10 protein-coding genes are annotated in these 15,009 nt (G+C 63.2%); 2 read left to right on the top strand and 8 right to left on the bottom strand.

Features of this window, described 5'->3' with window-relative positions:
- Positions 1-2 precede the first annotated feature (2 nt).
- The 4 genes from gmhB to glyQ all read right to left on the bottom strand — a co-directional run bounded on the left by gmhB (position 3) and on the right by glyQ (position 4,098).
- Positions 3-545 carry a D-glycero-beta-D-manno-heptose 1,7-bisphosphate 7-phosphatase gene (gene gmhB, locus ACK4FZ_RS08255; RefSeq protein WP_409819729.1) on the bottom strand — a complete coding sequence of 181 codons (543 nt, stop codon included), beginning with the start codon at positions 543-545 and terminating at the stop codon, positions 3-5.
- A 122-nt stretch (positions 546-667) separates the two neighbouring features.
- Positions 668-2,734, bottom strand: a complete 2,067-nt coding sequence (glyS, locus tag ACK4FZ_RS08260; protein ID WP_409820015.1) for a glycine--tRNA ligase subunit beta — start codon at positions 2,732-2,734, stop codon at positions 668-670.
- A 2-nt stretch (positions 2,735-2,736) separates the two neighbouring features.
- Positions 2,737-3,204 (bottom strand): surface-adhesin E family protein, encoded by a 468-nt coding sequence (locus tag ACK4FZ_RS08265; RefSeq protein ID WP_409819731.1) that lies wholly within the window; start codon positions 3,202-3,204, stop codon positions 2,737-2,739.
- 3 nt (positions 3,205-3,207) lie between these two features.
- The gene (gene glyQ / locus ACK4FZ_RS08270) at positions 3,208-4,098 is read right to left on the bottom strand and encodes a glycine--tRNA ligase subunit alpha (RefSeq protein WP_409819733.1); all 891 of its coding nucleotides are present in this window, start codon (positions 4,096-4,098) and stop codon (positions 3,208-3,210) included.
- A 297-nt stretch (positions 4,099-4,395) separates the two neighbouring features.
- Between glyQ and ACK4FZ_RS08275 the strand changes: the two genes are divergently transcribed.
- Both ACK4FZ_RS08275 and ACK4FZ_RS08280 read left to right on the top strand, forming a co-directional pair.
- Positions 4,396-11,340 carry a response regulator gene (locus tag ACK4FZ_RS08275; protein ID WP_409819736.1) on the top strand — a complete coding sequence of 2,315 codons (6,945 nt, stop codon included), beginning with the start codon at positions 4,396-4,398 and terminating at the stop codon, positions 11,338-11,340.
- Positions 11,337-12,266 (top strand): diguanylate cyclase domain-containing protein, encoded by a 930-nt coding sequence (locus tag ACK4FZ_RS08280; protein ID WP_409819738.1) that lies wholly within the window; start codon positions 11,337-11,339, stop codon positions 12,264-12,266. Before ACK4FZ_RS08275 ends, ACK4FZ_RS08280 begins: the two co-directional genes overlap by 4 nt.
- A 37-nt stretch (positions 12,267-12,303) precedes the next feature.
- Here ACK4FZ_RS08280 and ACK4FZ_RS08285 read toward each other — a convergent pair whose 3' ends face one another.
- The 4 genes from ACK4FZ_RS08285 to ACK4FZ_RS08300 all read right to left on the bottom strand — a co-directional run bounded on the left by ACK4FZ_RS08285 (position 12,304) and on the right by ACK4FZ_RS08300 (position 14,962).
- On the bottom strand, positions 12,304-12,930 hold the full coding sequence (locus ACK4FZ_RS08285) for a 2OG-Fe(II) oxygenase (RefSeq protein WP_409819740.1): 627 nt from the start codon (positions 12,928-12,930) through the stop codon (positions 12,304-12,306).
- A 69-nt stretch (positions 12,931-12,999) separates the two neighbouring features.
- On the bottom strand, positions 13,000-13,425 hold the full coding sequence (locus tag ACK4FZ_RS08290) for a DUF6691 family protein (protein WP_409819742.1): 426 nt from the start codon (positions 13,423-13,425) through the stop codon (positions 13,000-13,002).
- Positions 13,425-13,883, bottom strand: a complete 459-nt coding sequence (locus ACK4FZ_RS08295; protein ID WP_409819745.1) for a YeeE/YedE family protein — start codon at positions 13,881-13,883, stop codon at positions 13,425-13,427. The genes ACK4FZ_RS08290 and ACK4FZ_RS08295 overlap by 1 nt, the downstream gene beginning before the upstream one ends.
- Positions 13,884-14,038: 155 nt before the next feature.
- A complete protein-coding gene (locus ACK4FZ_RS08300) occupies positions 14,039-14,962 on the bottom strand; it encodes an alpha/beta fold hydrolase (protein WP_409819747.1) in 924 nt (307 codons plus the stop codon).
- Positions 14,963-15,009: the final 47 nt, after the last annotated feature.

Here is a 15,009-nt window from a genome sequence, read left to right on the forward strand (position 1 = left end):
GCTCAGTTTTCCCGGTTAATCAGATAGTCGGCGGCAGCAAACAGGTCGTCGAAAACAAGGGTGTCAGCCGGCAGGCCACCTTTTTCCAGCGTGCGCAGGCCCTTGCCGGTACGCACCAGCAACGGCAGGCCACCCACTTCGGCCACTGCCTGCAGGTCGCGCAGGCTGTCACCTATCATCGGCAGGCCATCGCCACGCACATTGAAGCGTTCCATCACCTCGTGCACCATGCCCGGCTTGGGTTTGCGGCAATCGCATTGATCGTCCGCCACGTGCGGACAGAAAATCACCGCGTCGATACGGCCGCCAGCCTGGTTCACCAGACGGTGCATTTTTTCATGCATGGCGTTTAGCGCGTGCATGTCGAACAGGCCACGGCCGATGCCGCTCTGGTTGGTGGCCACCACCACGCGCCAGCCGGCTTGCGTGAGGTTGGCAATGGCTTCCAGGCTGCGCGGCAGCGGCTGCCATTCCATGGTGTTCTTGACGAAGTCGTCGCGATCCTGGTTGATCACGCCGTCGCGGTCGAGGATGACGAGTTTCATGGTGTCCTTTTAAGCCATTTTTGCCACGAACCCCACGAAAAACACAAAAGACACATCACGCGCCGAGTAACCCATGATTCGCCTTGTTCGTGTTGTTTCGTGGTTTTCGTGGCAAGGCAGTTTTAGTCAGCCAGCAGCGAGATATCCGCTACGCGGTTGAACAGTGCGGCCAGGCTGGCCAGCAGCGCAATGCGGTTCGCGCGCACGGCCAGGTCGTCGGCCATCACCATCACGCCGTCGAAGAACGCATCCACCGGCGCCCGCAGCGACGCCAGCTGAGTCAGCGCACCGGCAAAGTCGTGGGCGGCAAACTGCGCTTCCACCTCCGGTGCCAGCGCCTGGATGGCGTCGAACAACGCACGCTCGGCGTCTTCGGCAAACAGCGCCGGGTTCACCGTGGCGATGTCGCCTTCGGCTTTCTTCAGGATGTTCTTCACGCGCTTGTTGGCCGCAGCCAGGGTAGCGGCTTCCGGCAGCGCCTTGAACTGCGCCACGGCGGCCAGCACGGCGCCCACTTCGTTCAGCTGGGTCGGTGCCAGCGCCAGTACGGCGTCGATCTCGTCGGCCTTGTAGTCGTTGGCCAGGTAGTTCTTCAGGCGTTCCAGCGCAAAAGCGTACACCTCGTCCACCACGCTGGCAGACAGCAGGCCGGCCGGGAAGGCGGCGGCAGCGTCGGCGATCAGCGCTTTCAGGTCCAGCGGCTGTTCCAGCACCATGCGCAGCACGCCCAGCGCGGCACGACGCAGCGCAAACGGGTCTTTGTCGCCGGTAGGAATCAGGCCGATGCCCCAGATGCCGACGATGGTTTCCAGCTTGTCGGCCAGTGCCACTGCAGTGGCGATCGGGCCTTGCGGCAGGCTGTCGCCGGCAAAACGCGGGTGGTAGTGGCCTTCGATGGCGTCGGCCACGGCGGCGTCTTCACCGTCAAGGCGCGCATAGTAGCGGCCCATGATGCCTTGCAGCTCGGGGAACTCGCCGACCATGTCAGACACCAGGTCGGCTTTGGCCAGGTACGCCGCGCGGGCGGCCAGCGCGCTATCGGCACCCAGCTTGCCGGCGATGGCGGCGGCGATGATCTGCAGGCGCTCGACGCGTTCCAGCTGGCTACCGATCTTGTTGTGGTACACCACATTGGCCAGGCGCGGCAGGCGGCTGTCCAGACGCTGCTTCTGGTCCTGCTCGTAGAAGAACTTGGCGTCGGACAGGCGGGCGCGCAGCACGCGTTCGTTGCCGCCCACGATGTAGCGCGGGTCTTCTGTTTGCAGGTTGGACACCAGCAGGAAGCGGTTCATCAGCTTGCCGTCGCCATCCAGCAGCGGGAAGTACTTCTGGTTCTGCTGCATGGTCAGGATCAGGCATTCCTGCGGCACGTTCAGGAATTCGGCTTCAAAGCCGGCTTCCAGCACCACCGGCCATTCCACCAGGCCGGTCACTTCGTCGAACAGCGCGTCCGGGGCGGCGATGGTGGCGTTCAGGCGGGCAGCGGCTTCGCTCAGCTTGTGGCGGATCAGCTCGCGGCGGGCGGTGAAGCTGGCAATCACCTTGCCTTCTTCGGCCAGGGTGCGGGCGTAGGCGTCGGCGTTGGCCACGGTCACGTCACCGGCAGACAGGAAGCGATGGCCACGGGTGAGGTTGCGGCTTTGCAGGCCCAGTACCTCGCCGGCAATCACTTGCTCGCCGTGCAGCATCATCAGGCCGTGTACCGGGCGCACGAACTGTACGTCCAGGCTGCCCCAGCGCATCAGCTTGGGCGCCGGCAGCTTTTTCAGCGCGGTGGCCACGATGCCGGACAACACGGCGGCGAGGGCTTCGCCAGCCTTGGTGGATTCGTAGGCAAACACGTCCTGCTTGCCGTCGTGCACGGTGGTGAGCGCCGCCACGTCCACGCCGCAGGAGCGGGCAAAGCCGGCCAGGGCCGGCGACGGCTGGCCGTCTTTCATGCCGGCGGACACCGCCGGGCCGCGGCGCACGATGTGCTGGTCGGGCTGGATGGCGGCCACGGCCGGAATCTGCACCGCCAGGCGGCGCGGGCTGGCGTAAACGTTGGCCGCAGTGTCGGCCGCCACAAACTGCAGTTTTTTCAGTTCGTCGGTAATGGTGTCAGCAAAGCTGTTGGCCAGCTTTTCCAGTGCTTTGGGCGGCAGCTCTTCGGTGAGCAGCTCGATCAGCAGGGTGGCTTGTTGGGTCATGGTCATTCGATCTTTTCGCTGGGGGCGCTAGGCGCGAGTCGGCACACGATCTTCAGCATGGTTTCGGCAATGGAGCCCTGCTCCACCGGCACGAAGGCCCAGTTGTAGCGTTGCAGCGGGAACATCTGGGTGTACACATGCTTGCCGCGCGCGGTCCAGTAACTGGTGTTGATGAACGCGTACTGCATGTTCTGGCAATCGGCACGGCCTTCCAGGCGGCGTACCTGATAGCTGATGTCCAGGCTTTCCTCGCGTTTCTTCTCGGCGTAGCGCTCCTGGTTGATGAAGCGGACAAGGCCGTCGTTCACATTGGCAATGCTGTCCAGGTCGAGGGCGAGCTCAAGGGCGTCACCGCTCTGGTACACCTGGAAATTGCCTTCCTGACGCGGGGCATCGCGCTGGCTGGTGACATACCAGCTCAGGCCTGCCAGCACGGCAATCAGGGTGAAGAAGGCGACCGCTGTCTTCATGGCTTAGTCTTTTTTCAGCATCGGGAAGCCCAGGGCTTCGCGTGCGTCGTAGTAAGCCTGGGCCACGCCACGGGCCAGGTTGCGGATGCGGGCGATGTAGGCGGCACGTTCGGTCACCGAAATGGCACCGCGGGCATCCAGCAGGTTGAAGGTGTGGCCGGCCTTCAGGATCATCTCGTAGCCCGGCAGCGGCAGGCCGGCTTCCAGCAGGCGCTTGGCCTCGCCTTCGTAATCGGCAAACTGCTTGAACAGCAGCTCGACATTGCTGTGCTCGAAGGCAAAGCGCGACTGCTCCACTTCGTTCTGGAAGAACACGTCACCGTAGGTGACCGGGGTGCCGTCCGGCAGACGGGTCCAGATCAGTTCGTAGACGTTTTCGATGTCCTGCAGGTACATGGCCAGGCGTTCCAGACCGTAGGTGATCTCGCCCAGTACCGGTTTGCAATCCAGGCCGCCCACTTGCTGGAAGTAGGTGAACTGGGTCACTTCCATGCCGTTCAGCCACACTTCCCAACCCAGGCCCCAGGCGCCCAGCGTCGGGTTTTCCCAGTCGTCTTCCACAAAGCGGATGTCGTGGATGGCCGGGTCGATGCCCAGCTCGCGCAGCGAACCCAGGTACAGGTCCTGGATGTTCGGCGGCGACGGCTTCAGTACCACCTGGAACTGGTGGTGCTGGAACAGGCGGTTCGGGTTCTCGCCGTAGCGGCCGTCCTTTGGACGGCGGCTGGGTTGTACGTAGGCAGCGTTCCACGGCTCCGGGCCCAGGGCGCGCAGGAAGGTGGCGGTGTGCGAGGTGCCTGCGCCCACTTCGGTATCGTAAGGCTGGAGCAAGGCGCAGCCCTGACGGTTCCAGTAGTGCTGCAGGGTAAGGATGATTTCCTGGAAAGTGAGCATGGGCGGAATCTGAAAGTTTGAAAAACAAAGCCCGATTCTAACCGTATCGGGGAAGGCGGGGAAAGCGTGCTGCTGCGCACGGTGCGCGCAGTCAGACAACGCTTGCACGATCTGCCATCTGCATAAAATGCCACAACTGCACAGGGCACACGCTCAAACGCGTGGAAATATTGGCATCTGAAGGGTCTTTTCACACAAAATCATAAAAATAGCCGGTCCTATATCAACAGAATAAGGCTAATAACGCAGCGTCAGCCCCGTGGCCAGACAGCACAAGCAGGAATACAGGTTCGCACCATGATCATTCTGCCCGCCTACACCAGCGGCAGCTTGCTACACGATAGCGGCCGCACGCAGATCTACCGCAGCCAGCGCCGGCAAGACGGCCAGCCTGTCATCCTGAAGGCGCTACACCTGGCTACCGCTTCGGCGGACGAGGTTGGCCGGCTGCAGGCCGAATACGCCTGCCTGCAACGTTTTGCCCACCCAGGCATCGTGCAACCGCTGGCCTTGCTGCAACAGCCGCAGCTGTGGGTAATGGTGCTGCAGGACGACGGCGGCGAAGCCGTCAGCCAGCTGCTGCTACGTGCCGGCCCCGGCCAGCCCTTACCGCCGGTGAAGGTGCTGGACATTATCCTGCAGCTGTGCGACGTGCTGGACTGTGTACACCAAAGCGGGCTGGTTCACCGTGACATCCAGCCAAGCCACCTGTTATGGCATGAAGGCCAACAGCGTCTGCAACTCACCGGGTTCGGGCTGGCCTGCCCACCACGCCACGAAGCCCAAGCTGGCCAGCTGCACGAAGGCACGCTGGCTTATTGCGCGCCTGAGCTGACCGGGCGCACCAGCCACGGTCTGGACCACCGCGCCGACTATTACTCTCTAGGCATTACCCTGTACCAACTGCTAAGCGGCCAGTTGCCGTTCGACAGCCAGGACCGCATGGAACTGGTACACGCCCATCTTGCCCGCCTCCCCGACTACCAGCTGCCAGCGCTGGCTGCCCTGCCACCACAGTTGTTGGCCGTACTGCAGCGCCTGCTGGAAAAGCACCCGGCGCGGCGCTACCAGAACATGCCGCAGCTGCGCCAGGACCTGCAACTTTGCCAGCGCTGGCTAACCGACAACACCTGGCCGCTGCTAACAACCGGCAATGCCGACATACAGCGCGGCCAACTGCAGCTGCCAGCCGGCCTCTATGGCCGCCAAGACGCGAGTACTCAGCTGCAGCAGGCACTGCAGCGCTGCTACGGCAAGCACAGCGAGCTGGTACTGATCTGCGGGCCGGCCGGTAGTGGCAAAACCGCCCTGGCCGAGTCGCTGCGACCGGCTGCGGCACAAGCCGGCAGTTTCTTTCTGGCCGGCCGCGGCGAAGCCTACCGCCAGCACAGCCCGTACGCGCCCTTGCTGCAAGCCTTCCGCCAGTTGCTACAGCAACTGCTGAGCTTGCCACGCAGCCAGGCACAGCAATGGGCAAGCTTGTTGCAAACACAGCTTGGTGAGGACGCACCCGCCTTGCAAACTGTTCTGCCGGAGCTGGCGTGGTTACTGGCAACCGTACCGGGAGCAGACAACGCCAACCACGGCAGCGCTCACCCGCAAGGAGTACCCCAGCTGCTGGCCAGCATGGCCGCCGTATTTGCCGACGCCCATCACCCGCTGATCATCCTGCTGGACGACTTGCAATGGGCCGACCAAGCCAGTCTACTGCTGCTCGAGCGGCTAGTGCTGGACGGCCCGTCGCATCTGCTCGTCATCGGCACCTGCCCCGACATGGCAGAGGCAGCGCCCCTAACCACACTGCTGCAACAACTGGCCAGCCAGGATGCCAACGTCACCACCTTGCAACTGCCACCACTGGACAGCCAGCAAGTTGCACAGTGGCTGGGCGATGCGCTGCGCAGCCCGCCGGAGCGGCTGGCGCCGCTGGCGGAACTGTGTCGTCACAAAACCGGTGGCAACCCGTTTTTCTTGCGCCAATTCGTACGCAAGCTTTACGACAGCGGGCTGCTGTACTACCAGCCGGAGCAAAGCCAGTGGTGCTGGCAACAGCAAGCACTCGATCACAGCCCGGTAACCGACAATGTGCTGGCCAGCATGGCCGAACGCTTGCAGGCCCTGCCCGAAGCCAGTCGCGAGTGCTTGCAGCTGGCTGCCACACTGGGCAAGCACTTTTCGCTACCGCAACTGGCAACCATCAAGCAGCAAGCCCCGGGGCGCATCCGCCGCCTGTTGCAAGCGGCAGTGCAAGCCGACTTGCTGGCACTATCGCGCGACGACGAGGACGGCACCTTCTATCATTTTGTGCATGATCGTATCCAGCAAGCCGCCTACACCCTGTGCGATGACACCGAGCGGCAGCAGCAACACCTGAAGGTTGGCCGCACACTGTTGCAACAACAGGCAGATGATCCGGAACAGCTGTTTGCGGTACTGGCCCACTACAACGCGGCAGAGCTGGTACTGGACGACCCGGCCGAACGCGTGCTGCTGGCCCGGCTTAATACCGAAGCCGGCCAGCAGGCACTACGCACCACGGCCTTCGCCGCAGCGCTGCACCACTTGCAAACTGCCTACCGCTTATTACCGGCAGACAGCCCGCCAGCAATGCAGCGGCCAACCTTGCTGGCACTGTGTGAAGCCGCCAGTTTGTGTGGCGAATGGGCACTGAGCGACAGCCTCTACCCGCAGCTGGATGCACTGGCGGCCAGCCCCGGCGAGCATATCGCCGGCTACCTGATCCAGAGCCGGCAGTACCTGCAACAAGGACGTTTTGCCGAAGCACTGGCCTTGCAACACAAAGGTCTGGCACTGCTAGGCATCCGCCTGCCGCATGACACCGCCAGCCTGCAAGCCAGGCTTCAGCAATCCCCCTTGCTACAACAGGCCGCCGCACCAGACCTGGCGGCACTGCACAAGCTGGGTGACATGGACACTGCCGCCTGTCGCGACGCGATGTCGCTCTTGTTTGGCGTTTGCCACGCCGCCTACCTGTCCGGCCAGCAGGCCCTGGACGCAGTGGCAATCCTGCAGATGACCGAACTGTCTCTGCGCCACGGCCACGATGACCACAGCAGCTTTGCCTACGCCATGTACGCTTTCCTGCTATACGAGCACACGGCACAGCACCACATCGCCCGCCAGTGGGGGCAGTTCGCCCTTGAGCTGGCCAATGCCCGCCCCCACGTCGGCATGCGCGGCGTCACCCAGCTGCTGTTCGCCGCCCTGCTGGGGCACCGGCAACAGCCACTGCGCGACATGCTGCCGCACTACGCAGCGGCCTTGCGCGACAGCAGGCAGCATGGCGACATGCCTAACGTGGCGTATATCTTGGCCATACGCGACGCCGAACTGATCATGCAGGGCGAATACTTGCCCGCTCTGCTGGAACAGGCCGAGCAAGACCTGCACTATCTGCAAGCCCACCATCAACTGCACATGGGTGACTGTATCCGCGTCAGCAGCATCCAGCCGCTGTGCTGCCTGATGGGGCTGACCTATCATTGCCATAGCCTGGACGACGAATCGTTCAGCGAGCAAGACTATTTGGCGCGCTATCAAGACAAGCCACTGCACCTGGCCTACTACTATCACAGCAAGCTGATGCTGGCCTGCCTGCTACAGGCACCGGATACGCTGGCGTTGACCGCACAGCTGGGCCTGATCGCCAGCAATCTGGCCGGCCAGTTCAAAGTAGTCGAGGCCGGCTTTTACTGCGGCATCCTGTTGGCAAGGGCCATTCGCGCCCAGCCGCAAGATGGGCAACAGCCACAATGGCGGGCAGCACTGGCAGCCCGAGTCGATGCGCTGGCGACACGCCGCCAGCTATGCGAGAGCAATATTGCCCCCCGACACGCCTTGCTACTGGCCGAGCAGGCGCGCTGCGAAGGGCAGGCACTGGCGGCCCAGCAGCACTATCAGCAAGCCATCGATCTGGCCAGCCAATACGGTTACGTCCATCTGGCGGCGCTGGCTAACGAATGCTATGGCGACTACTGGCTGGCTGCCGGCCAACACGCCATAGCAAAGCTGTTCCTGCAGCAGGCATGGCAGGGCTATCAGGCGTGGGGGGCCGCCGGCAAATGCGAGCAGCTATTGCAATATGTGCAGCAACGAGGCCTGACCTTGGGCACCACACTGCCGCCGGCCGCGCCCGGCCAGAGCGATAGCCCACCGCCCGCCGGCAATCAGGATGCACTGGACCTGGCCTCCATCCTCAAGGCTACCCGTGCGCTATCCGGCGAACTGGGGCTGGAACGGGTTCTGGCGCGGCTACTGGACATCGTCCGCGAAAATACCGGCGCCCAGTTTGCCCGCCTGCTGCTGCAATACCAGGACCACTGGCTGCTGGAGCAAGGTGCCGGCAAGCCGGAACCGGTACTGCTGGACGCCAGACAACACCCGCTGCTGCCTCTGTCGCTGGTGCGCTACGTGATCCGCAGCGGTGAGACCCTGCTGGAAGACGACCTAGTGCACTCGCAGCGTTTCAACCACGACCCCTACGTCGAGCAACACCAGCCCAGCTCGGTACTGTGCCTGCCTATCTTGCGCAAAGAGCAGGTGATTGGCGTGCTGTATCTGGAAAACCGCCTGATCAGCCATGCTTTCAGCCACGAACGGCTGGCCTTTCTACGCATGCTGGTGCTGCAGGCGCTGGTGTCCATCGACAACGCCCGCCTGTACGACAATCTGGAACGCCAGGTACAGGAACGTACCGAGCACCTCAACCGGGTGCGGCTGGAGCAGCAGGCCATTCTGGATAATGCGCTGGTGGGCATTGCCTTCGTGCGCGACCGCATCATCCTGCGCTGCAACCGTGGCTTCGAGCAGATGCTGGGCTACGACGAAGGCGAACTGACGCAGCAGCCAACGCGACGGCTCTACCTGGATGAAAGCGACTACCAGTTGGTAGGCCACCGTACCCGGCAACAACCGCTGGCAACCGATATGGCCTTGCAGCACAAGAACGGCCACAGCGTGTGGTGTGCCATCCACGCCAAACTGGTTAACCCGGACGACGCCGGTGCCGGCATGGTGGTGGTGATCATGGACATCAGCGCACGCAAGGCGGCCGAGCAAGACATGCTGGCTTCACGTCAGCGAGCTGAAGAAGCCACCCGGACCAAATCGCTGTTCCTGGCCAATATGAGCCATGAAATCCGCACCCCGATGAACGCCATCCTGGGCATGGCCCGGCTGGCGCTGCAACGCGCGCCGGACCTGCAGGTAAGCCACTATCTGCACAAGATCCTGTCCTCCGGCGAAGGGCTGCTGCAGATCCTCAACGATATTCTGGATTTCTCCAAGATAGAAGCGGGCAAGCTGGCGCTGGAAAGCGTGCCGTTCGCGCTGGACGACGTGCTGGAACGGGTGGCAGACGTGCTGCTACTACGCACGCAGGACAAACCGGTAGAGCCGGTATTCCACATTGCGGCAGACGTACCGCAGCGTCTGATCGGCGACCCGCTGCGTCTGGAGCAGATCTTGTGCAATCTGGCCAGCAACGCCGCCAAGTTCACCGAACGCGGACAGATCGTGCTCGATGTCAGCACCTGCCAGCGCGACGCAATCAACGTCACGCTACGTTTCGACCTGCACGATAGCGGCATCGGCATCGAACCGACACTGCTGGAACACCTGTTTCACTCTTTTACCCAGGCAGACGGCTCGGTGACCCGCCGTTATGGCGGCACCGGCCTGGGCCTGGCTATCTGCAAGCAACTGGCCAACCTGATGCAGGCCCAGCTACTGGTAGAAAGCCGGCCCGGTGAAGGCAGCTGCTTCAGCCTGCTACTGACACTGCCATGGCAAGAGCATGCGGCCAAGCTGCCACTACTACCCGCCAAGCGGGTACTGGTGGCCGACGATCACCCGCAAGCCCGCGCCGCCCTGTGCACCATGCTGCAGCAATGGGGCATGACCGTGCTGACATCACACGACGGTATCAGCACCCTGGGGCAGCTGTACCAGGCCGAAGAGCAGGGGCAGCCAATAGACTGGCTACTGCTGGATGCCGACATGCCCGGCTGGACCACCAGCGATACCGTGCAGCGCATCCGCGACGTACCATGGCGCACCCGCCCCGGCATCGTTTTGCTGCAACAAGGGCAACTGCATACCGACAGCGAACTGCACGCCAGCCTGCAAGGCACGCTGTGCAAGCCGGTGTTACCGGCAGCCTTACTGGCCCAGCTGCAAGCACTGGCCGGGCAAGTCAGCACCGCGCCCCCTGCCCCCGACAGCACCCGGCAGTTGGGGCAGCAACTGGCCAGCCTCAGTAGCGTGGCAGGCGGCCGCATTCTGCTGGTAGACGACAACGCCATCAACCGCGAAGTAGTACTGGGCCTACTCGAAAACAGCGGCCTGCTGATCGACGTGGCCGAAAACGGCATTGACGCCGTAGATGCCGTCAACAGCAGCCACTACGACCTGGTACTGATGGACATCCAGATGCCGCTGCTCGATGGTTTTGCGGCCACGCGCCAGATACGCGCCAATCCGGCGCACGCCAGCCTGCCCATCGTGGCACTCAGCGCCCATGCCATGGTCAGCGACCACCACGCCAGCGAAGCAGCCGGCATGAACGATCATCTGGACAAACCCATCGTACCCGAGGCGCTGGTCGCCACTTTGCTGCGCTGGTTACCCGCCCACCCCGTCGCCAAACCGGGTCCGCTACACCTGCCGTCACGACCGCACAACCTGCTACACCGCCTGCAACACCACTTCGTCAACAGTTACCGCCAGCTACCGGTCAAACTGCCGCTGCTGCGCGAGGCGGGAGACTGGGCAAGCATTGAGTACCACACACACAGCCTGAAAGCTGCCGCTGCCTACGTTGACGCACCGCAATTGGCCAATCTGGCCAGCACGATAGAAAGCGCGTTGCGCGACCATCAGCGCCTGAGTGCCGAAGCATTGCTACCAGAAATGGTGGACGAACTGGAGAAAACCCTGCTCCGGCTACAGTGCACCACGGTGCAGATGGTGCCGCCGGCGGCTGGCCCCAGCTCCGGCGCCGAGCAGACACGGTTGATACTGCACCTGCAAGAGCGTATCAAGCACGCCGACTCTCGCGCCGACGAAGCCTTGCAGGCGCTGTTCCATGCCCTACCGCGGGAATGTCATGATCAATTGAGTAATATAGAAAAACTACTCGACCAGATAGAATATGATCAGGCTTACCGACAGTTGCAAACTTTGATCAACACCTTGGACTTGCCCATCGGAAGTAGCACGTGAAGCATCAACAAAAAATCCTGATCGTAGATGATGTGATCATCAATCTGCATCTGCTGGACGGTTTGCTGAAGACCGACTACACGGTACTGATGGCCAAGAACGGCCACCAGGCCATGCTGCTTGCGCGCGAGCACCAGCCCGATCTGGTGCTGCTGGACGTAGTCATGCCCGAAATGGACGGCTTTGCCGTACTGCAGGCACTACGCAACGATGCCCGTACCAAAAACATTCCGGTCATTTTCATTACCGGCCAGGACCGGCCGGAGGACGAAGCGCAGGGTTTGCTGCGCGGCGCAGTGGACTACATTACCAAGCCGCTGAACGAAGTGATCGTCAAGGCGCGTGTGGCCACGCACCTGAAGCTGGAACGCCAACGCCGCATGCTGGAAAGCCTGGCCAATATCGATGGCCTGACCGAGCTGCCCAACCGCCGCCAGCTCGACCAGGCTTACCACGGCGAGTGGGAACGCGCGCGCCGCAACCAGCTGCCGCTGTCGGTGGCCATCCTCGATGTAGACTGCTTCAAGCAATACAACGACCACTGCGGCCATGCCATGGGCGACCGCGTACTACAGCAGCTGGCGCAAGCCATTGCCAGCAACCTGGGGCGCCCGGGCGACCTGGCAGCCCGCTATGGCGGCGAGGAGTTCGTGGTGATCTTGCCGGCTACCCAGCCGCTGGGTGCCTGGCAACTACTGGAAAGCATGCGCCGCACGGTGGAGGCCATGGGCATTCCACACCCGGCTTCCCAGGTCAGCCCCTTCGTCACCATCAGCGCCGGCGTGGCCAGCCTGCGCGCCGGCATTGCCACCCCCGCGGCCTTGCTGCAGCTGGCCGACCAGCGCCTTTACCAGGCCAAACGCAGCGGCCGCAACCGCATCATCGGCGACAGCGGCGTGGAACTGCACCATGACCTCAGTCTGTAGGCCGGACGGGCAAGCGCCTGGCCTTGTGTCGTAAAAACTACAACAGTCGCTCGCTGCGGCGGCGGTACCAGCCTGTTACCGACAAGCGCTGCTGCCGTGCCGGCAGCACCTCGTGCCAGAAGCGGTCCGACAAAAACAATACCAGCGTGCCAGCCTCCGGCGTCACGTCGATGTGGCTCTGGCAGTCCAGGTCCAGATACAGGCGAATCTCGCCGCCCGCGTCCTGCGGCCAACCTTCATTCAGGTAGAACACCGTGGTCAGCGTGCGCGCGTCGTCATCGCGGAAGCGATCGAGGTGCTTTTTGTAGAACGCGCCGGCTGGGTAGACGGCAAAGTGCGACTCCAGCTCGGCCAGGCCCAGATACAGACCGCGGTTCACCGCGTGCATGATGTCGTCCATCGCCGCGTTATAGGCCAGCACCGCAGGCTCGGCTGCTACCTGATCCAGCCACAGTACCGAGTCGCTGCGGATCTCGGCGCGGCGCGCTTGGCCGCCGGCACGGCCGGTGGCGGCCTCGTGAAAGCGGCCGGCGTCCCATACCTGCAGGCAGGTATCGCGCAGCTGCTGCACCAGCTCGGCCGGCAGCGCGTGGGGAATCACCACCCAGCCCTTGTCGGCCAGGGTATCTAGAACGGCATCAAGGTCGAATTGCAGTGCACTCATGGCAAGTTCCGGCAAACACATCAAGGCGGGCTTTGTACCACGCCGGCCCGCCGGCGCCAATGCGCCAGATCAAGTTGCCCGGCTTGCCCACCAGCCATGCAGGCCGCCACCGGCCAGCATGCCCAGCAAAGCCAGCCCCAGCGCCCCGTCGCCGCCGCCCAGCCCGGCCAGTGCCGGTGCCGGGCACACGCCGCACAGCCCCCAGCCGATACCGAACAGCACACCACCGGCCAGCGTGCGGCGCGTCAACGCAAACGGCCGTTGCTGATAGCTGCCACCCAGCCACGGCTGCGCTCGCCAGCGTGGCCATAACTGGAACACCAGCAGGTTAATGCCCACGGCTGCACCCAGTACCAGCAACAGGCCAAGATCACGAAAAGTCAGGAAATCCAGCACGGTTTCCGGCCGTGCCATGCCCGACACCATCAGGCCGGCGGCAAACAGCCCACCCGCGGCCAAGGTGCACACTGCATCGAGAACCTGCTTGTTCATCATCAGCCCCCCGCCTGCATCAGCTGCGCCGTGACGATGGCGCTAGCCAGAAAGGTCAATACCATCACCAGCGAACCGGCCGACAACGATGCCATGCCGCAAATGCCGTGGCCCGAAGTACAACCACCACCCAGCCGGGCACCGAAACCGGCCAGCAAGCCGCCCAGCAATAGTTGCCAGGGCGCCATGGCGGTTGCCGGCAAGCCCCAGCCGGCCAGTGTCAGCAGTGCCCCGCCAGCCAGCATGCCCAGCGCGTACAACAAGCGCCAGTGGCGGCTGTCACGCTGCGCAGGCTGCTGAAAGAACGGCGCCTGGCTGACATAGCTCCAGATAGTGCTGAATACACTGCTGGCACCGCCCTGACGACCGGTGGTGATATACAGCAGCGCGACACCGCTGCCAATGAGTGCACCACCCGCCAGATAGCGCACCATGCCATGGGGAAAATAGAGATCAAACATGAAGGTTGGCCGCAGGCAAAATACCACTATACCAAAATCTTAAGTGTCTGCCGGTACCAGCATGCGCGCCTTTTTTGTTTGCCAATCGGGAAACTGCCGATGCCAGGGCCGATATGGCGTGGCCCGGCTTTGCCGGGTTCGGGCGGTGACAAGCCCTAGTAGTTTTCTACCACCTTGTCGTAAGCGCCCTGCAACCAGGCCAGTACCTGCGGAAAATGGTCGTGCACCGCGTCCGGGTGCGTCAGCAGGCTGACATGGTTGTAATCATGACGATAGCCGGTGCGCCGTGCCAGCAGGTGCACGCGCGACAGGTGGGCGCCGCTCTCGTTGCGAAAATGCTTCACGTCCAGCGGGTTGCCGCGGCACGGGTCGTTCTGCGCCGCCAGGTACAGCGCCGGCGGCAGCGTGTGGCGGCGGGCAGCGGCGGCGTAATCGAAGCCGTCGTCGCTGTCCACCCACGGCCGCACCTTGGCCCAGGCCTTGCTCTGGCGGTGGCTTTTATCGGTTTCGTCGTCGGCACCCAGGCCAATGCGCCGCGCCGGCAGGTAGCCCACGCTGCGGCACAGCAGCCGTGCCACACCGTTCCACATCAGGTCCACTTCCAGCAGCTTGTTCAGATTGCGCGCCCGCACGCTGCGTTTGCTGCCGAAGTACACCAGGCTGGCCACCTCGGCTATTAGCTCGGGGCGGTACAGCAAGGCGCTGTTCATATGCACCCCACCCCAGGAGTGCGCCATCCAGTGCACGCGCTGGCCACCGCTGAGCTGCCGCGCCAGCGCGTGCAGCGCCGGCAGGTCCTCGCGGATGATTTCGGTCTGGCCGTGGCGGCTATCGCGGCCGATGCGCGGCGTGCTGCGGCCGCGACCGCGCAAGTCGGCCACGTACACGTCGTAGCCGTGGCGCGCCAGCCAGTGCGCCAGCCCCTTGCCGCTATCGGAATAAAAAATGCGGCCATTGGCCATCACGCCGTGCACCATCAGCACCGGCTCGCCGTCGCGTTCCGGGTGGCGGATGCGCTTTACATACAGCGTGTCGTGCACGGTAACGGGCAAGAACAGGTCTTCTTCGCGGTTTTTCATGGCAGATGGCAGCAGGCAGCGTTTATCGAACAAGCGCTTGAATGATC

This window comes from Vogesella sp. (assembly GCF_046297735.1).
In the GTDB taxonomy this organism is placed as follows: Bacteria; Pseudomonadota; Gammaproteobacteria; order Burkholderiales; family Chromobacteriaceae; genus Vogesella; species Vogesella urethralis.

Excerpts from the sequence above, each read along its gene's own strand:
- gmhB (WP_409819729.1), bottom strand. The coding sequence starts at position 545 with ATGAAACTCGTCATCCTCGACCGCGACGGCGTGATCAACCAGGATCGC.
- glyS (WP_409820015.1), bottom strand. The coding sequence starts at position 2,734 with ATGACCCAACAAGCCACCCTGCTGATCGAGCTGCTCACCGAAGAGCTG.
- ACK4FZ_RS08265 (WP_409819731.1), bottom strand. The coding sequence starts at position 3,204 with ATGAAGACAGCGGTCGCCTTCTTCACCCTGATTGCCGTGCTGGCAGGC.
- glyQ (WP_409819733.1), bottom strand. The coding sequence starts at position 4,098 with ATGCTCACTTTCCAGGAAATCATCCTTACCCTGCAGCACTACTGGAAC.
- ACK4FZ_RS08275 (WP_409819736.1), top strand. The coding sequence starts at position 4,396 with ATGATCATTCTGCCCGCCTACACCAGCGGCAGCTTGCTACACGATAGC.
- ACK4FZ_RS08285 (WP_409819740.1), bottom strand. The coding sequence starts at position 12,930 with ATGAGTGCACTGCAATTCGACCTTGATGCCGTTCTAGATACCCTGGCC.
- ACK4FZ_RS08290 (WP_409819742.1), bottom strand. The coding sequence starts at position 13,425 with ATGATGAACAAGCAGGTTCTCGATGCAGTGTGCACCTTGGCCGCGGGT.
- ACK4FZ_RS08295 (WP_409819745.1), bottom strand. The coding sequence starts at position 13,883 with ATGTTTGATCTCTATTTTCCCCATGGCATGGTGCGCTATCTGGCGGGT.
- ACK4FZ_RS08300 (WP_409819747.1), bottom strand. The coding sequence starts at position 14,962 with ATGAAAAACCGCGAAGAAGACCTGTTCTTGCCCGTTACCGTGCACGAC.